The sequence below is a fragment of the Paenibacillus sp. CF095 genome (genome assembly GCF_900101225.1).
Lineage (GTDB): Bacteria > Bacillota > Bacilli > Paenibacillales > Paenibacillaceae > Paenibacillus.
Window position 1 is genome coordinate 330,753 of the sequence record NZ_FMZN01000004.1, and the last position, 18,117, is coordinate 348,869.

General features: G+C 45.5%; 16 protein-coding genes, 15 tRNA genes and 1 rRNA gene. 2 read left to right on the forward strand and 30 right to left on the reverse strand.

Going from position 1 to position 18,117, the window contains the following annotated elements; all coding sequences use genetic code 11:
* Nucleotides 1-21: 21 nt before the first annotated feature.
* Nucleotides 22-723, reverse strand: coding sequence for a potassium channel family protein (locus BLS69_RS25985; RefSeq protein ID WP_076211287.1), 702 nt, complete (start codon nt 721-723; stop codon nt 22-24).
* Between the two features lie 128 nt (nt 724-851).
* Between BLS69_RS25985 and sspI the strand changes: the two genes are divergently transcribed.
* Nucleotides 852-1,085 carry a small acid-soluble spore protein SspI gene (sspI, locus tag BLS69_RS25990; RefSeq protein ID WP_091037964.1) on the forward strand — a complete coding sequence of 78 codons (234 nt, stop codon included), beginning with the start codon at nt 852-854 and terminating at the stop codon, nt 1,083-1,085.
* 229 nt (nt 1,086-1,314) lie between these two features.
* Here the strand turns inward: sspI and BLS69_RS25995 are convergent, their stop codons facing one another.
* From BLS69_RS25995 to BLS69_RS26050, 12 genes are all read right to left on the reverse strand, one after another.
* Nucleotides 1,315-2,898: a peptide chain release factor 3 gene (locus BLS69_RS25995; protein WP_091037965.1), complete on the reverse strand. Its 1,584-nt coding sequence runs from the start codon at nt 2,896-2,898 to the stop codon at nt 1,315-1,317.
* A gap of 352 nt (nt 2,899-3,250) precedes the next feature.
* Nucleotides 3,251-3,649 carry a DoxX family protein gene (locus tag BLS69_RS26000; protein WP_024634146.1) on the reverse strand — a complete coding sequence of 133 codons (399 nt, stop codon included), beginning with the start codon at nt 3,647-3,649 and terminating at the stop codon, nt 3,251-3,253.
* 356 nt (nt 3,650-4,005) lie between these two features.
* A complete protein-coding gene (gene zwf / locus BLS69_RS26005) occupies nt 4,006-5,556 on the reverse strand; it encodes a glucose-6-phosphate dehydrogenase (protein WP_091037967.1) in 1,551 nt (516 codons plus the stop codon).
* Between the two features lie 215 nt (nt 5,557-5,771).
* Nucleotides 5,772-6,524 carry a YwmB family TATA-box binding protein gene (locus tag BLS69_RS26010; RefSeq protein ID WP_091037968.1) on the reverse strand — a complete coding sequence of 251 codons (753 nt, stop codon included), beginning with the start codon at nt 6,522-6,524 and terminating at the stop codon, nt 5,772-5,774.
* Nucleotides 6,525-6,973: 449 nt separating this feature from the next.
* Entirely contained in the window at nt 6,974-7,642 is a 669-nt protein-coding gene (locus BLS69_RS26015) for a response regulator transcription factor (protein ID WP_091020933.1), read from the reverse strand.
* A complete protein-coding gene (locus BLS69_RS26020; protein WP_091037970.1) occupies nt 7,584-8,699 on the reverse strand; it encodes a sensor histidine kinase in 1,116 nt (371 codons plus the stop codon). Before BLS69_RS26020 ends, BLS69_RS26015 begins: the two co-directional genes overlap by 59 nt.
* A gap of 31 nt (nt 8,700-8,730) precedes the next feature.
* Nucleotides 8,731-9,378, reverse strand: coding sequence for a cell wall-active antibiotics response protein LiaF (liaF, locus tag BLS69_RS26025; RefSeq protein WP_091037972.1), 648 nt, complete (start codon nt 9,376-9,378; stop codon nt 8,731-8,733).
* A 150-nt stretch (nt 9,379-9,528) separates the two neighbouring features.
* Nucleotides 9,529-10,236: a PspA/IM30 family protein gene (locus tag BLS69_RS26030; RefSeq protein WP_091037974.1), complete on the reverse strand. Its 708-nt coding sequence runs from the start codon at nt 10,234-10,236 to the stop codon at nt 9,529-9,531.
* 1 nt (nt 10,237) lies between these two features.
* Nucleotides 10,238-10,747 (reverse strand): PspC domain-containing protein, encoded by a 510-nt coding sequence (locus tag BLS69_RS26035; protein WP_091037976.1) that lies wholly within the window; start codon nt 10,745-10,747, stop codon nt 10,238-10,240.
* 17 nt (nt 10,748-10,764) lie between these two features.
* Nucleotides 10,765-10,998 (reverse strand): PspC domain-containing protein, encoded by a 234-nt coding sequence (locus tag BLS69_RS26040; protein ID WP_017692313.1) that lies wholly within the window; start codon nt 10,996-10,998, stop codon nt 10,765-10,767.
* A 4-nt stretch (nt 10,999-11,002) separates the two neighbouring features.
* Entirely contained in the window at nt 11,003-11,674 is a 672-nt protein-coding gene (locus BLS69_RS26045; RefSeq protein ID WP_091037978.1) for a PspA/IM30 family protein, read from the reverse strand.
* Nucleotides 11,675-11,709: 35 nt separating this feature from the next.
* Nucleotides 11,710-12,018, reverse strand: coding sequence for a LiaF transmembrane domain-containing protein (locus BLS69_RS26050; protein WP_017692311.1), 309 nt, complete (start codon nt 12,016-12,018; stop codon nt 11,710-11,712).
* Between the two features lie 545 nt (nt 12,019-12,563).
* Here BLS69_RS26050 and BLS69_RS26055 point away from each other — a divergent pair.
* A complete protein-coding gene (locus BLS69_RS26055) occupies nt 12,564-14,954 on the forward strand; it encodes a helix-turn-helix domain-containing protein (protein WP_091037979.1) in 2,391 nt (796 codons plus the stop codon).
* Nucleotides 14,955-15,392: 438 nt separating this feature from the next.
* Here BLS69_RS26055 and BLS69_RS26065 read toward each other — a convergent pair whose 3' ends face one another.
* From BLS69_RS26065 to BLS69_RS26145, 17 genes are all read right to left on the reverse strand, one after another.
* Nucleotides 15,393-16,319 (reverse strand): class I SAM-dependent methyltransferase, encoded by a 927-nt coding sequence (locus BLS69_RS26065; protein WP_091037982.1) that lies wholly within the window; start codon nt 16,317-16,319, stop codon nt 15,393-15,395.
* A gap of 169 nt (nt 16,320-16,488) precedes the next feature.
* A tRNA-Leu gene (locus BLS69_RS26070) sits at nt 16,489-16,567 on the reverse strand.
* 6 nt (nt 16,568-16,573) lie between these two features.
* A tRNA-Cys gene (locus BLS69_RS26075) sits at nt 16,574-16,647 on the reverse strand.
* A gap of 6 nt (nt 16,648-16,653) precedes the next feature.
* Nucleotides 16,654-16,728, reverse strand: a tRNA-Gly gene (locus tag BLS69_RS26080).
* Between the two features lie 4 nt (nt 16,729-16,732).
* A tRNA-Gln gene (locus BLS69_RS26085) sits at nt 16,733-16,807 on the reverse strand.
* Between the two features lie 23 nt (nt 16,808-16,830).
* A tRNA-His gene (locus tag BLS69_RS26090) sits at nt 16,831-16,903 on the reverse strand.
* Nucleotides 16,904-16,932: 29 nt separating this feature from the next.
* A tRNA-Trp gene (locus BLS69_RS26095) sits at nt 16,933-17,006 on the reverse strand.
* A gap of 6 nt (nt 17,007-17,012) precedes the next feature.
* A tRNA-Tyr gene (locus BLS69_RS26100) sits at nt 17,013-17,098 on the reverse strand.
* 9 nt (nt 17,099-17,107) lie between these two features.
* Nucleotides 17,108-17,183 (reverse strand) — tRNA-Thr (locus tag BLS69_RS26105).
* 20 nt (nt 17,184-17,203) lie between these two features.
* Nucleotides 17,204-17,279, reverse strand: a tRNA-Phe gene (locus tag BLS69_RS26110).
* A 95-nt stretch (nt 17,280-17,374) separates the two neighbouring features.
* Nucleotides 17,375-17,452: transfer RNA gene (locus BLS69_RS26115), tRNA-Asp, on the reverse strand.
* Nucleotides 17,453-17,479: 27 nt separating this feature from the next.
* A tRNA-Met gene (locus BLS69_RS26120) sits at nt 17,480-17,553 on the reverse strand.
* Between the two features lie 17 nt (nt 17,554-17,570).
* Nucleotides 17,571-17,646: transfer RNA gene (locus BLS69_RS26125), tRNA-Val, on the reverse strand.
* Between the two features lie 67 nt (nt 17,647-17,713).
* Nucleotides 17,714-17,785: transfer RNA gene (locus BLS69_RS26130), tRNA-Glu, on the reverse strand.
* A gap of 9 nt (nt 17,786-17,794) precedes the next feature.
* Nucleotides 17,795-17,886, reverse strand: a tRNA-Ser gene (locus BLS69_RS26135).
* A 3-nt stretch (nt 17,887-17,889) separates the two neighbouring features.
* A tRNA-Asn gene (locus BLS69_RS26140) sits at nt 17,890-17,965 on the reverse strand.
* 66 nt (nt 17,966-18,031) lie between these two features.
* Nucleotides 18,032-18,117, reverse strand: a 23S ribosomal RNA gene (locus BLS69_RS26145); the annotation flags it as partial.

The window sequence follows — 18,117 nt, forward strand, 5'->3', positions numbered from 1 at the left end:
CATCCTTCCCATCTGCATCCATCACTTCGGATACGCAAGCTCCATTTTCGTCAAATGATCCTTGTGACCTACAATGATCAGCACATCTCCAGCTTCGATCCGATCCTCCGCGTAAGGCGAGATGTTCATCGAATTCCCACTGCGAATCGCCATCACGTTACAACCAAAACGTGCACGGATGTTTAATTCCATCAGGTTTTTACCGATCATTTGCTCAGAAGCTCTCATCTCCAGAATGCTGTAATCCTCAGACAACTCAATATAATCGAGTATATTCGGCGAGGTCAGATGATGGGCTACACGTAGTCCCATATCCCGCTCAGGATAGATCACCTTGTCTGCCCCAATCTTCTGCAGCACCTTACCATGAAGCTCATTTTGAGCTTTTACGATCAGCACTGGTACACCCATATCTTTCAATATCAAGGTTGTCAGAATACTCGCCTGTATATCTTCACCAATTGCCACAACGACAACATCGAAATTCCGTATGCCCAGCGCTCGCAGCGCTTCTTCATCTGTTGAATCTGCCGATACCGCATGGGTCACCACATTGGACATTTCCTGGGTCCGCTGCTCGTCCGCATCAATTGCCAGCACGTCAAATCCCATACCACTCAGTGCATTGGCAACACTTGATCCGAACCGTCCCATGCCAATTACGGCATACTGTTTCTTGGCCATTAGGGTCTTAACCTCCCGCTGCACTTCAGCATGACGCATCATTACGGATACCCATGCTAACGTAAATAATCCTTCGTAGTATACCACAAAGCCCGATAAACTTGAATGCGCTCGCGCTTCCCAGGGAACAGTATTAGAGCAGCCGAATATACGAGGAGGGAATTGCGATGCCCATTACATTAAGCCTGCGTGAAGCGATTGTTCATAAAGTTCATGACAAGAGTGATGATCAGCTCCGGGAGATGATTGAAGGTTCAGTAGATGGACCGGAAGCTGCATTACCTGGACTTGGCGCCATTTTCGAGATGATCTGGAAGAACACAGAACCTGCCAAGCAGGAAGAACTCATTCGAATCGCGCAGGAGCATCTGCACACCATTCCCGTTCAACCGCTTCGCTAATCGAAGCATTGGAGGGTAAGGTAACCATCACACCGTTTGTTCTGTCTGCAAAAGAAAGCTTTCCCTTATTCGGCTGGATCATACCCGCCTCTCAGTAAGGTGTATAGCAATAGATCCCTCCGCCAATTGGCGGAGGGATCTTATTTTTAACAAGCTCTATCTCATCACATGAACTTGTCACGTTTAACTAACACATTAACTGATTACCACAGAATACGTGGACCGTCACTTAAGGTGCAGTCTCCAAGAATTTAGCAGTAGGATTTTTATCCATAGCCGTTCTCATGGCATACTCATTTTCGAAGAGCACCACATAATTCCCTTTTTTGTCTTTTACAAGCGCAGAGTTAATCCGGAATTTGCTTGGGTCCAGATTCTCGTCCACAATCCAGCGAGCGAACTGATAAGGCATACGCTGCAATTGCACGTCTACCCCATATTCACCTTTCATCCGGTATTCAAATACCTCAAACTGTAGTTGACCAATTACGCCGAGGATTGTCTCGTCGAAACTTGCCGTCTGGAACACCTGAATGGTTCCTTCCTCCGTCAACTGGTCAATTCCTTTTTGGTACTGTTTATGTTTCAACGCATTTTTAACGGTAACTTTAGCGAAAATCTCTGGCGAGAACGTTGGCAACTCTTCAAAGATAACCTCGCTGCCTTGGCTCAGTGAATCGCCAATCCGGAAGATACCCGGATCGAACAAACCGATAATATCGCCGGCATACGCCTCTTCCACAATATCCCGATCTTGTGCCAGGAATTGCTGTGGCTGTGACAGCTTGATCTCTTTACCCACACGAGTATGCTTCACACTCATTCCACGTTGGAACTTGCCTGATACAATACGCAGGAACGCAATACGATCCCGGTGTGCCGGGTTCATGTTCGCTTGAATCTTGAATACATAACCGCTGAATTTCTCATTCGTTGGCTGAATCTCTCCTGCCGTACTGCGGCGTGGTTCAGGCTTCGGTGCCAGTTCCAGGAAATTCTCCAAGAAGGTCTGCACGCCGAAATTGTTAATCGCACTACCGAAGAAAATAGGGGTCAATTCGCCGCGTTGAACCTTCTCCATATCAAACGGATCTCCCGCAACGTCCAAAAGCTCCAGATCCTGAATTAACTGATCATGCAGATATTCTCCTGCCATCTCACGGATAATTGGATCTGTATAACCGTTTACTTTCTGAACTTTAATTGTCGAGTGATCGTCCCCTTGGAACAATTCCACCTGATTTTTCATCCGGTCATAGACACCGCACAGCTCGCGACCTGTACCAATAGGCCAGTTCATCGGAACCGAACGAATGCCCAGTACATTTTCAAGTTCTTCCATCAGGTCAAATGGGCTTTTACCCTCACGGTCGAGTTTGTTGATAAATGTAAAGATTGGAATCCCACGCTTCGCACATACCTGGAACAACTTGATCGTTTGTGCCTCGACACCTTTTGCCACGTCGATCAACATTACCGCGCTATCGGCAGCCGTCAGTGTACGATACGTATCTTCACTGAAGTCCTGGTGACCCGGTGTATCCAGAATGTTAACGCGATGGTTCAGGTAATCAAATTGCATTACGGAAGAGGTAACCGAGATCCCCCGTTGTTTCTCAATTTCCATCCAGTCACTTGTTGCGTGTTTGCTGGCTTTCCGAGCTTTTACCGTTCCCGCAAGGCGAATCGCGCCCCCGAACAGCAACAGTTTCTCGGTTAATGTAGTTTTACCCGCATCCGGGTGAGAGATAATGGCAAACGTCCGGCGTTTGTCCACTTCCTGTTGAAGAATATCATTTGCAGCTTTGCTCATAGGTTTAATCCCTTTCGTCCGTTCATTCACGTTAATCCGGCATGGCCGGTCCATCATTCAATCTTTATGCAATCCGGCGAGGCCGGTTGATTGTACACGAGTTTTTACGTACTAGGTATTTACTCACTAGATTAATTTTACACATTTACAATGGAGTTCATCCTCCTCAAATCTGTGCTTTCATGTATACCGTGAACTGCTTCTTAACCCAACTCTCCTATTGTACCATAATCTGTACCGAAAATAACCGATTACTACCGCAGATTCTTCTCTTTTCACTTGCAAAAAAAAAAGCACCCTTCAGCCATTTCCATGGCATCCAGGCACTCCTCATTCATTTTATTTATCGGGTTTAGAAAATCAATGCATCCAGCGCGTATTGTCCGCCACCTGTCAAGGCCAGCGCTACACCAATCACCAGAATCGCGAGATTATATTCGAATCCGTTCTGTGTGGACCAGTATCCGTTCGCACCATGGACTTTCACAATCGCGATGACCATCGTCAATGCAATCAGAATGCCACCTACCGGTGTGAGCAGACCCAGAGCCAGCAGCAATCCGCCACCAAATTCCGCGAGTCCAGCCAGCAGCGCCACCAATGCACCGGGCTTCATGCCCATCGACTCAAACCAGCCGCCTGTACCCTTGATCCCGTAACCTCCGAACCAACCAAACAGCTTTTGAGCCCCGTGCGCCATGAACGACAATCCAATCACCAAACGAATCAACAACAACCCTACATCCAACATCATTTTCTTTTTCCTCCATTCAATATATACAAAATAGTATTCTTAGATTAAAGATATTATGCATATTTTTTTCATGATTCTCTGTGACGCAAACCCCTTCAACTGGTTTACATTTTATCTCATGAATGATAACTTATCCGAAACGTTTGCCCGGATGAAGTTTGTCATTTGCGTAACTCTTTAACTCATGTGTTGAGTATAAGTTATATACTTACTTTTTGTCAACAACTTAATTTAAATTACTTATTTCCTTATGATGGATACCTCCCTTTTACCCGCTAAAAAGCCCGGAGACACCGCAAAATTGCGAAGTCTCCAGGCTCAGTCATAGTGTTTATGTTGTTAATTCCCTTAACCTAACCGTTCACTTGCCAGATCACGCTGTCCTCGTCCTGACCATTCACCGGCCACCAGTGGAATCCGTCCTGCTCCAGCAGCTTATCTGTCGCTTCTGGTCCCCAAGTTCCAGCAGGGTACGTATGAAGCTCTCCTTGATTCTGCCCCCAGGCTGCTGCGATCCGATCCACAAAGGACCAGGCTGTTGCCACTTCATCCCAACGGGTGAAGTACGTAGAATCACCCTCTGCTGCATCGTGCAGCAGACGTTCATACGCTTCAGGCGAGTTAATTCCAATCATGCAGCTCTGACAGAAATCCATTGCAAGTGGCTGAATTTCGGAATCAGAGCCTGGTTTCTTGGCATTAATTTTGATATATATGCCTTCCATCGGATTCACCCGAATGACTAGCAGATTTGGTTCCAATTTGTACTTTTTCCCAAGGTACACGTTGTTTGGCATTGACTTGAACTCAACTACGATCTCGGTTGTTTTCACCGGAAGACGCTTGCCTGTCCGAATGTAGAATGGAACACCCGCCCAGCGGAAATTATCCACGAATACACGTGCTGCAAAATAAGTTTCCGTATTCGACTGTGGATCAACCTTGTCTTCCTGGCGATACCCCGGAAGCTGCTTGCCACGGTACTCCCCTTCGGCATACTGTCCCCTCACAACGTTGTTGCTCACTTCCTCATCCGAAGTAAAGGCTCGCAATGAGCGCAATACCTTCACCTTCTCATCCCGAATGTCCTCCGGAAATAGGCGACTCGGCGGTTCCATCGCAATCATCGTCAGCATCTGAAGCATATGATTCTGCCCCATGTCACGCAGTGCGCCAGAGTGATCATAATAACCACCACGTTCTTCCACGCCTACCGTCTCACCAAGCGTAATCTGAACGTTGGCAATATGTTTGTTATTCCACAGCGGTTCAAAAAAAGCATTTCCGAAGCGGATCACTTCGATATTTTGCACCATTTCCTTGCCCAAATAATGATCAATCCGATAGATTTCCTCTTCACGGAATACCTCACGAATCTGCTCATTCAGATGTTCGGCCGATTGCAGATCATAACCAAATGGTTTTTCGATCACCAAACGGTTCCACCCCTGACTTTCCAACATACCGCCGTCCCGCAAACTGTACGAGACACTGCCAAACAGCTCAGGTGCCAATGCCAGATAGAACAGCCGATTCCCCGGCGTTTTAAACTTCGATTCCAGATGCTCCGTCTGCGCACGCAGCTCTTTGAATCCTTCCACATTATTGATATCCAGTGCTTTGTATTCAAAATGATCGACAAAAGCGTTCCACTCATCAGGTTCCCCCGCTGGATAACGGCAGAACTCTTTAATGGATTCATAGATGTCTTCCCGGAATTCTTCTGGGGACCTCGGACGACGTGCTACGCCAATAACCGCAAAGTCTTCGGCAAGCTTGCCTTCACGGTAAAGACTGTAGATGGCCGGAAACAGCTTCCGGCGGGCCAAATCACCCGTTGCTCCAAAAATGAAAAATACTGCGCCTGGTGTCTGTACTTCATCTTGCGATTGTTTTTCAACCATGGGCTCCTCTTTCTTCCGGGAAGATAACCTTCATGCTCTCCCCGAGCTATGTAATGGTGTTATATATGCACGACATACAACTGTCAATTACCAGCAAGTTCCTTCTTGGATGTGATGCCATTTTAGCATATCAACTGAATGGATGCACTATTTCAAACTCATTTTTCTGATAAAGATTCTCAATATTGGGTCCTAATTCATGAAAAATTCATCCCTTAATATTCAATCGTAATCACCGGAAACCCCACTGTAATTCGATTGTCGACCTCGTCTCCAACCTGGTGAACTGCGAGTTGCATATTCAACATGTGCGAGCCACTCTTGATCGATAGGGGCAGCTCAGCCGCCTCATAAGAGACACTTGCGCTGGCTACATCCGTATAACGTTCAACGGAGGCGATATCCACATTTTTGGACAGGTCTTTCTCGATGAGTGCTAACTGCTGACTCGCATCACCTTCAATAGTAGTAGCTGCCGTACCTTGCACAGATATATTCCAGTTTGCCTTCATCCCTGAGTCTACAAGCAGTTGATCCACCTGTTCATGTACTGTAATTAATGCCTTCCGATCCGTGCGTGCATCCGCTGAAATTTGTACGATGGCGTAGTAACCGTTATCTCCTGTCTCGACGACATTGACCAACAGGCCTGCTTCTCCACCAGTAGCCTCAACTGGTACTACTTCACTGCGATACACATCATGGCCCGTCTGGCTTCCCCGTACTGGTTGTTCCAGTCCCAAGTGACTGGCCAGTAATGCTGCTTGTGCTTGTGCATCTCCCCGGCCTTCTCCTTGCCATTTAATCACCAGACGATCAACATTATCAATCACGCTGTCAGCTGTATAGATTAGCTGTTCCAGTTGAGCAGCTTTGGATTCGTTCTTCTCTGCATATACCTGTGTCACACCGATAAGAATAATGATTGCTATTGCCAAGATACCTGCTGTCATCCAACGATTTAACATTTGAATCCCCCACTTCTTTCTTGCATTCTATGAATCTATCAACAGCATGCCCCTTTCCCGCATTAGCTATACTTCTTCTTCACACAGCAAAAAAAGCCCCACCCGCCACATGCATGGCAGATCAGAGCTTTCCATTCATCCTTATAGAGGTTGTTCAAAAAGTCCGCTTTTGATTACGAAGGGTGCCTAGCGGCATCATCAACATCGAATATGGAATTCAGCCGAAATAAGTAGAGGCTTACGAAGAATGTTTCCTTTGGAAACATTGCGGTTGCTCACGTAGCTCGATCTACGCTCCGCTACTGCATTTCTAGCTTTATCCCATCTTCTTGGTACTGAAAATCGATCTTTTTGAACACACACTTATATATAAATCATCTCTTATCTATAACTTCCGCACATTAATGCACGGTTCTTTGGCTTGATTATGATATTGCATATGATCCTGCTTACTCTGCAAGTCCGTTTTTATAAGCATAGATCGCAGCCTGTGTGCGGTCGTCTACGCCCAATTTTGCCAGTAGGTTGGTAACATGGAATTTGACTGTCTTAATACCAATGATCAGATCATCAGCGATGTCCTGATTCGACTTGCCTTTAGCAAGTAACCGGAGCACATCCATTTCACGGTCCGTCAATTCATCGTGCAAAGGAGCTGCTGCCTGTGGCTGCCGGAAGCGATTCATCATTTTCGAAGCCACCTGTGACTCCAGAACGGATTGCCCGCGAGCTGCTGCGCGAATCGCATCTGCCACTTCATTGGCTCTTGATGTTTTCAACAAATAACTGAATGCGCCTGCTTCAATGACAGGGTACATTTTTTCATCATCCAGATAACTGGTCAATACGATGACTTTGCACTCTGGATACATTTTAAGTACCTGACGAGTAGCCTCAATGCCATCCATGCCTTCCATAACCAGGTCCATCAGAACCACATCGGGCTTATACTCCTGTGCAAGCCGAATGCCTTCCTCTCCACTACCAGCTTCACCAACAACCTCAATTCCATCTTCGGTATCCAGTACCGCTGCAAGACCAATACGTACCATCTCATGATCATCCACGAGCAATACTTTGATCGACGTTTCCGTCTCCGTTTCGACTTCCGGTTCCATTGACATGTTCTTCCTCGCTTTCATCGTTCATCAAAGGTATCGTAATCTCAATCCGCGTTCCCTTACCAGGCGCTGTTACAAATTGTATGGCCCCGCCAATCTCCGTAACACGTTCACGCATGTTAGCCAGACCGTAGGAAGCTTGTTTATTCTCATCCAGATCGAAGCCTTGCCCATCATCACGAATTAATACCCGGATCGCATCAGTACGGCGCTGGATCCGTATCTCCATTTTTTCCGCCTTTGCATGCCGTAACGTATTGGACATAGCCTCTTGAACGATTCGAAACAGATGATTCTCGATGCCTTTGATCAGATCAATGTCTTCGTCCATTTCGAGCACAATGTCCATGGGTACTTTTGTTTTCAGTTCCATCACCAGATCACGCAGACCTTGTTCGAGATGTTTACCCTCCAGATAGACTGGCCGCAGATGTAACAGTAACGCACGCATCTCGGACTGAGCTACCGAAGCCATCTCCTCAATCAAAGCCACCTGCCGCTGAGCACGTTCAAAATCCTTCTCCATCTTCCGTCCAACAGCCGTTGCTGTCATGGATATCGCGAACAATTGCTGCGATACCGCATCATGCAGTTCCCGTGCCAGCCGCTGCCGCTCTTCCACAATAGCCGTAATTCTGGATTGTTCAGCAAGCTGTGCATTATGAGTAGATAATCGCTGGAGCGAAGATACCTGATCTTCCCACTTTTTTCCGATTCGTCCGAGTTGCTCACTTAAACGACCCACATCATCATCGCCCAGATCAGGTACAGTGCGGGATAGAGAGCCCTTCTCCCACAGTAGAAGTGTTTCCCGCAGCAGTTCAAGCCGGCGTTTAACCCGATAACTCTGATAGAACCCAAAGACCGCTCCGATTCCAATCAGAAGTAGCAATAGAGCCAGACCCGATTGAATCAGATGACGCCAGCCTGCAAACGGAGCAAGATAACCATATGTATACAATACATACAAAATAACAGCAAGTACAATGAAAACCAGGAGGATCCCTTCACCCATACTTCGGGTTACCATGTCGGTATGTCGTTTTGTCTTCATCGGGGTCTCCTCCTTCTCTTCATCTATTTTACTACGGATTACTGATGCTTAGGTCGCCAACAATATAAGAAATGACAAATTTTGCTTTATGTTCACTGGATTCATATCCAGGTGTTCTCCATACTAATTTGTTCATCATGCCGCTATCTTGTTCTCCAAGAAGATTAATCCGGCCAAAAAGAACCGATGCTTCAATCTCCACACCATAATCTTCTGGTAGCGTCAGGCGAACATTACCCATAACTCCTTGCAGCAGCACAATCGTTTGTTTCTCCTCCGGAATCGAGAGAGACAGATCCGCGTTAACCTCACCTATGGCATGCCACAGACTCATACTACGTAACGTCCAGGATGATTGATCCCAGTAATACCGAGCCATGAAATTCTGTTTCTTCATAACGCCTTCGTCCAGTTGAATCTTTTTGTTTTTTGAATAAAAGTAAGCTAAAGAAGCCAGTACAATCAAAAATACAATCATTAAATTATCCAGCAATAACAGTGCCGCACCAATGCCAAGATACCGATGACCTTTGCGGGTATCCCCTTTGCGGACTTGAAGCATTCCAACCGTTAACAGAATCAGTGCGGCAGCGGTCAGCAAGTTAATATTCTGATTCAATAACATCATTATGCCAATGATCATAATGACAACTGCAAGCCATTTACTCTTTTGATTCATCCCCGCCGCACCTCCTCTGTAAGTTAATCTCTCTTTATTCAACGGAAAAGCCATACCAGGCAATGAAGTCCTGTATGGCTTAACTTTTGTTCTACCAACCGTACATTATACACGATTTATAGAATATCATATTGTCCACTAAGCGAACAGTTATTCTTTTGAAGTTCCGTTCGCTTCATTCTTGGAACCATTGCCCATTTTGTTTTTGAGGGCTTGTAATTGCTGATCCACTTTGAATTGTTTTTCCACATCTACAGGATTTGTGTAAGTGGATGATGTGTTGCGATAAGGTGCACGAGCTATGTCAGCTTCAGCTTCCAGCTGCATGATTTTCTCTTCCATGCGGTGGAATCCAAGTGATGCGCCGCCACTTTCGATCGAATGCAAACTGTTGATGGAAGACATTTGTTTTTTGGCTTTTGCCATTTGTGCACGGGATACGAGTTCATTACGTTTGTTACGCATTTTGTAGAACTCATCTTTCATATCATGCAACTGTTGCAACAGATCTTTTGCTTGTGCTTCGGACTGTGCGTGCAGTTCGCTGTACTCCGTAATTTTTTGATCAAAGTAGATTTTCTCTTCCAACAATTTGCGTGCCACTTCTTCCTGACCGTTAGACAGAGCAGCTTCTGCTTGGGACTCACGTTGTACCGAAGTACGCTCCGCTTCATCCAAACGTTGTTTCATGCGACGCTCATTTGCCATTTGTTTGGCAACAGTTACCTCTGCCTCATGAATCTCAGCCTCCATATCACGCAAGTACTGGTTCAACATTACAATCGGGTCCTCTACTTTATCCAACATATCATTTACCGATGCTTTCGTCATATCCTTAATCCGTTTAAATACTCCCATTTTACTTTTCTCCCTTCTCGTAACGAGATAATTTTTGGCGAAGCTCTTCAACTTCTTTTTTCAGTGCTTTTTTCTCGATATCTTTCATCATGGAATCAAGTTCACTTTCTTGTGGTGCACCTGCTCCGTAGGCGTTGTTGTCATAAGAACGCGGACCAGATTGAGGTCTGCTGTTGTATCCAGGGCCGGGACCGAAGTTACCAGGACCTTGTTGGTTGTGATTATTTTGAAAAGGACCTCTTGGTGGCTGGTGATCATAGTTGTTGTATCCTCTGCCAGGACCAGGACCTGGGCCCGGACCGTAGCCATATGGATCATAAGGCGGATACGGCTCTTTTGGTACCACCAGTGCTGCAATAAAGTATATTAACAACGACGTGCCGCCAGTTACGAAGATACTGATAACAAAGATGATACGCAGCAGGGTGGAATCCATTCCGATGGTTTCGGAAATTCCGCCGCACAAGCCGGTTAACATCCGGTCACGCGTTGAGCGGTATAATTTGCTCATGTGCTTGCTCCTTTCGTTTACTTGTATCCTCTTACGTTGGAATCATAAGCATATGGATCAACGTGGTTGGATTCCTTTGGTACCACCAATGCAGCGATGAAGTAGATCAACAATGATGTACCTCCCGTAGCGAAAATACTGATGAAGAAGATGATACGTAGCAGCGTGGTACTCAATCCGAGATTTTCAGAAATGCCGCCGATCAAACCTGTTAGCATTCGATTACGCGCCGAGCGGTATAATTTACTCATGTGACTACTCCTTTCTGTCATTGTTCAATTTCTGTCTTAAGCGTTCCAGTTCCTTATCCAGCGTAGAGGATGACATGCTGCCAGTCACTCCTGAACCATCTTGACTCATCCGCCGGATATCGCGGAGACTTTGTGCTTCATATTCGAGATCAGAGACTTGGTCATCCAGTCGGTTAAACATACGGGGTACATTCTGACCGTTGTGATTGCCTCTCTGGTTCATACGTTGTTGTAACTGAATCGTCTGCATACGAGCGTAGTAATATTGACGTTTGCTGTATACATTCTGATATTCAACCTTCAGCTGGTCGATCTGTTCATCCAGCTCCTGTAATGCCGCATAACTTTGTGCATACAATTCATTGTACTGTTCCATTTTTTCCTCGTGGAGGATTTTCTCCTGCAAGGCCAGCTTAGCGAGATGTTCTTCCCCTGCTTTCAGAGCCATGGAAGCCTGTTCTTCCCGTTTGTTCACCATACCTGCTGCCTGATCGGCTTGTTGTTTCATTTGTCTGGTATGGCTTGCATATTGATGACGAAGTTTCTCGGCTTCACCGATGTCTTGGCGGGTCGAGACCAGGAACTGATCAATCAGTTTGACTGGATCCTGACTTTGCTCCAAATGTTCGTTCAGATTGGCTACGGTAATATCCCGCATTCGACGAAATACACTCATTATGTTCTGTCCCTCCTTTTCATAATCGTGAAAACTTAGTACCGACCACGACGACTGCGGTTATTGCTTAGCATTGAGATACCAAAGATGATTAACCCGATCGCGATGATCGGTCCGATCAACCATGCCAGTTTACCCATCAGTGAGATGATACCGATGATGAGAACAATCCAGCCAAGCATCACATTCCCTCGTTTAACTCCGTAGTATCCCAGTGCAATCATCAGGACCGGAATCAGATAACCCATTAAGTGTCCAAGAAGTGGAGTTAACTTTCCGAAGAGGAGTAGTGCACCCAGCGCAATCAATACAATCGCCCAGCCATTTCCCTTATTCAATCTCATAATTGTTGTTCACCGCCCTTTCCATTCGTTCGTTTTAATGTGTTGAGTCATTTGTTCGTTTGTTTCTTGTTTTTTTGTTTCCGTGTTTCTTGTTTAACCTTATGTCCTTATTCTAGGGGATTCCGCGACTTTTCAAAACAGACCGTGGACGGTTTTTCATCCTAGACTCAGGTCGGGGATCTAGTTGGACCTTTGACTGTCCCTGTATAAGACCAACGTTCCACCTAAGCTGAATAACACTCCAGATACCTTCCATTACCCGTATTCAGGCTGCCCTTTAGCCGATATCGACCTGTAGAGAGAATGATGTCCATGTCTCTATTTACGTTCACACTGCAATTTCGTTTCTCATGATTCCGTGTTGGATAGTCAGTCCAAGCCGTTTCTGCAAGATCATCTATCAGCAATCCCTTATCTCTACTTCTATACCCTCTCATAAAATTACTTATTTATCCAAATAAACAAAATTTAGATTGTTCTATATGTAAGCGTTTACTAAAATAGAAAGTGTTACTATTTCTAATGTCAGGGGTGGAACTGAAACTGTGCGACCAATCAGCTATCTCCATAAAATGATCATCTTTGGAATCCTGTTAAGCACCCTGCCCATTTTGTTAACGGGAATTGCCGCATTTATCTATTCATCGAACCAAACTGAGCTGCATCGTACGCAGGCCAACAGACAGTTGCTGGAACAAATGCAATCCAACGTAGAGCACAAACTCGCTACAGTCAGTTATATGCTTGATCAGGCCGTTCGCTCTCCAGTAACCCTCCGTTCCCTGTCTGCTTCTTCTTCACTGGAAGGGAAAGGGCCTTTGCTTGCCGACAAACTGCAGAGTGAATTTAAGAATATGAGGTCATGGGAACCTATGCTGGATATTACCCTGGTGAATCAATCTCAGAATTGGCTTATTGATCATGCCGGATTATATCGTAATACGGATTTTCCGCTGGCTCTTCCCATGAAGGAATTGATATCGGATACGCTAACCTCTGGATGGCAGCTCTCCCCTTCATCGGTGTTCAGTAATGATGAGCGTTCACCCGGTACAGGCTGTATTTATCATATTGCCCTTGCGAGATCTATTCCGGATCTAAATACGTCTTCCGATGCTGCTCTGATTGCGGGAATTCCTGCATGCTCTTTGCAAAATACACTTGGAGAAGCCTTCTTAGGCAATGCTGCCTCAGGACTGATCATCTTGAATCGGGAACAACGTATTTTGGTCCATCCCGATCCTGTATACATTGGACAACCTTTGTCTGCCTTAGGATTACAGGATCGGGATACGGAAGACAACATAACCAAACTATCACCCATTACATTTTCAACAGGCTTTGAAAAACGGGAAGTCAAGATCGCAGATACACATTATTCCCTGACATATAGCCCTTCTACCTTAAAAGGATGGACATATGTTCTAATCTCACCTACCAATATTCTGACACAAGAATATATCGATATCGGCTTACACACCTTGTATATCAGTATCTTCTTACTTTTACTTTCATTATTACTCGCCTGGCTCGGCTCCAAGCGAATGCATGTCCCGATTCGTAAACTTTTAACCCAACTTGGTGACAACCATCTGTCCAAAGAAGGAAAAACATTAGCTCAGCAATCACCACCATTTTCTGATGAGTTCGAACAGATTAGAGCAGGAGTCTCACAATTATCTGCCTCTCGCTCCCAATTAGAGAACACACTTAATATGCATCTGTTGCAGATTCGCACTCATTTTATGATCAATCTGTTCCAGGGTAAGATCCCTGTTCATACTCTTCATGACACCTTGAATGAATATGGCTACACGCATCAGGTTCGGGAATGGCAACAAATTGCTGTTATTACATTACAGGCCGATCTCGTTAATCATACAAAATATAGAGCTAGTGATCGTGACCTCTTATTATTCGCTATTCAAAATATATTGGCGGAAACGGTTGTGCATAACCAACAATTGCTTCCCATTGTGCTGGAACATACGGTAGTCACGGTGATTGGGACCGTTGAACAGGATCAGTTTATTTTTTCACAGCAACTATATGTATTAACAGACCAGTTACAACAACAGATGGATAAGATTCTAACTCTTCAAGTCAGTATAGGATTCAGCCAGCCGCACAGCTCTATATATCACATCCCTCAAGCTTACACAGAAGCTATGGAAGCATTGAGGCATCGGATGAAGCTGGGAACAGGCATTATTTTTCAATATGAGAACATAGATCATTACGCTCCCACTTGGCCCATGACCTACCCGGAATCATTGGAATATTCATTGATCCAAGCTATTCAAAGTGCGGACGAAGTCCAGGCCTCTGCTCTTCTGCAACAACTGCTTGAAGTGATCTTTGGTATGGAGGTTACACCCGAGGAGTATGAGGTGGCTCTTACGAGGCTACTCACGCATATTTTGCAAATGACTCAGGAATCCGGCATACGACTCGGACAGATCTCCCAAGGTCGGGGCTCGATGTTTCATGAACTTCATGGTTTGCAGTACGCTGCTGAAGTTGAGGAATGGTTTAACCATCAAGTCATCTTGCCCATCATCCAGGTTTTTAAAGCAAGACAGTATGCCCAGTATCAACATATATCTGAGAAAATGATTGCCATGATTCATCAAGATTATGATAAGGATCTGACGCTTGAGGAATGTGCTGTTAAGCTTCACTACAATGCCAACTACTTAAGTAGTGTTTTCCGCAAAGAGACAGGCTGTGCATTTAGTGAATATCTGACCAAGTACCGATTTAATATCGCTAAAAAATGGCTTGACGAAAGTGATCTAACCGTTAAAGATATCGCAGCACGACTTCGGTACAACAATCCACAAAACTTTATCCGATCATTTCGTAAATGGGAAGGAATCACCCCCGGCCAGTATCGGGAGCGTAAGCAGAAAGCAGAAGTGTCGAACCGAAATTAGAAAAGGAGTACGATTGTAAGTCGTACTCCTTCGGCCAGCTTGGATACCTCTCCATATGGCTCCCCGAACAGGGCCAGGGCTCGGACCTGTGACAACTCGATTAACCGTTGATTGCTCACCAACTGAAATTTCAGGGAATATGCTTCAGAGATCATCTCTGAAAACGAGGTATGTGTTTTGTTTTTCGTTGTCTCGAACATCTCTAAATAAATGAGGGTCTGGTTCAAAGCGGTCGATGAATTAGTGGCTTCAAAAAAGAGGGAGCTTATAACCTGCACCCTTCACCTACAACTTCACTTCTGCAATCTTAACTTCATATGTTTCACACGTGCATCTTCTTGTTTGGTAGTACGATGCTTCCTAGTGTCATCTTAGACGTTAGACTACATTGTCCGTCTCAATTCCTGATTATCAGTACACGTGCCAAGCTTACGCGAATTATCGCTTATCCTTAGTGCGAACTGTTTTCATATTGGGTTGTTCAAGTTGAATTAGAATTTTGCCAAACCTTGCTCCACGTGAGAAGGTCACCGTACTATCCCTGTACGTATCCCGAATGTACTTCTCAGCCAATCTGAGAGAATCTTCATCGGATGGGAACTCATACGTATTAAGCCATTCTGGCAGCTGCTCGATAATCTCTTTCACCGGTAATTCAAATGAGTTAACTTCTCTCGTAATAATCATCGTATAAGAATAACCCTTCAAATACAGCAACTGTTGGATATACCCCATATCACCGGCCATGTATGAAGAAGTTACTCCCAGTACATCCTTAAGTTCATCCATTAGTGTGTGTTCCTTCTGTCCCGCCATAGTACTTATATACACATACTTCCGGGCACAATTGATCGCCTGCTCAATCGTTTCCCAATCCGACATCGCCGGACACATGGATGCAAATGCAAAGTCATATTTCTTCTCCCAGCCTTTATCCTGAATAGAGATTTCCTCATATCGTTCGTTTACGATTTCAATTTTGGATTCCAGAGCTGAAGGTATCGTCTCTTTCATAAGGGAGACAAGCAACTCAGAAGGCTCAATTGCTGTCACATTTGCCCCCTTTTCCGCAAAAGGAATGGTAAATATGCCTGAGGCCGCTCCAATGTCCAAAATGGATAACCCTGAGAATTCCACACCCTGGTTTTCAATCCAGCCCATAATGCGTTCAGAACGCTGCTTTCCTTCTTCGGTGAACGACTGTGCATGATAATCTCTGGCCCACCGCTCAAATGCTTCTTCTGTATTAAAGGGGGGGCTCTTCTTCTTATATTTTGAACTTCTCGGACGATTCTTCCATGCCTCTTCCCATACAGAAAGATCAAATAACAGATCGGTATCCAATACATTTTTTCCATTAGTCACTCTACTTCACTCCTTTACATTAAAGACTTTATTTATCTACAATATACTTAATATAATCATACGTCAATCTTTATTAACGTCCAACTATCCTTACAATACAAAAAATCAATTTATATAAAATGAAAATAGCCCTACACATTGCATAAGCAACATGTAGGGCTATTCAATATACCGGCGAGAGGACTCGAACCTCCACGGTTTCCCACTCGATTTTGAGTCGAGCGCGTCTGCCATTCCGCCACGCCGGCATATGCTGGAGGCGCCACCCAGATTCGAACTGGGGATAAAGCTTTTGCAGAGCTGTGCCTTACCACTTGGCTATGGCGCCATATTTTGGAGCGGACGACGGGAATCGAACCCGCGACCCTCGCCTTGGCAAGGCGATGCTCTACCGCTGAGCCACGTCCGCATAATGGCTGGGGATATAGGATTTGAACCTATGCATGACGGAGTCAAAGTCCGTTGCCTTACCGCTTGGCTAATCCCCAATAAAAAATGAAAAAAACAAAGGGGCGATCGAGGGGAATTGAACCCCCGAATGCCGGATCCACAAACCGGTGCGTTAACCACTTCGCCACGATCGCCACAAAAGGTTATTATCTAAAAAGTTAATTGGCAGGGGCAGCAGGAATTGAACCCACACCAACGGTTTTGGAGACCGTTGTTCTACCTTTAAACTATGCCCCTAAAAACTGGTGGAGGATGATGGATTCGAACCACCGAACCCGTACGGGAGCAGATTTACAGTCTGATGCGTTTGGCCACTTCGCTAATCCTCCAGGATTACATGGTGCCGGCGAGAGGACTTGAACCCCCAACCTACTGATTACAAGTCAGTTGCTCTACCAGTTGAGCTACACCGGCATATTAAATTGTTTTGAAAATGGTGGCTCGGGACGGAATCGAACCGCCGACACGAGGATTTTCAGTCCTCTGCTCTACCGACTGAGCTACCGAGCCATAATAAAGTCTAATCTTAATTCCTTACACTTTATATAGGGCATCAGTGCCATACAGCAGATGTAGTGAACAGTTTGCCTCATGTAAAGATTAAATGGCGGAACCGACGGGATTCGAACCCGCGATCTCCTGCGTGACAGGCAGGCATGTTAGGCCAACTACACCACGGTTCCAGATCACTTTCTCAAAGGAAAGTATAATTGCGGGGGCAGGATTTGAACCTGCGGCCTTCGGGTTATGAGCCCGACGAGCTACCGGGCTGCTCCACCCCGCGTCGTTATAAAGTTTATATGGTGGAGGCTGAGGGGATCGAACCCCCGACCCTCTGCTTGTAAGGCAGATGCTCTCCCAGCTGAGCTAAGCCTCCGAACAACACATTTATGATCATACCATAATCTTGTTGTAAAAATCAACTTCTTTTTTCGAAGTTATTATGACCCGTAGGGGATTCGAACCCCTGTTACCTCCGTGAAAGGGAGGTGTCTTAACCCCTTGACCAACGGGCCTTAATATTATGGCGGAGAGAGAGGGATTCGAACCCTCGAGACGCTTGTGACGCCTACACGATTTCCAATCGTGCTCCTTCGGCCAGCTCGGACACCTCTCCATATGGCTCCCCGAACAGGGCTCGAACCTGTGACAACTCGATTAACAGTCGAGTGCTCTACCAACTGAGCTATCAGGGAATATGCTTCAGAGATCGTTCTCTGAAAACTAGATTCGAAACGAAACACGCGAATTAAAACTTGCTATTGGATAAGCCCTCGACCGATTAGTACTGGTCAGCTCCATGCATTGCTGCACTTCCACCCCCAGCCTATCTACCTCGTCGTCTTCA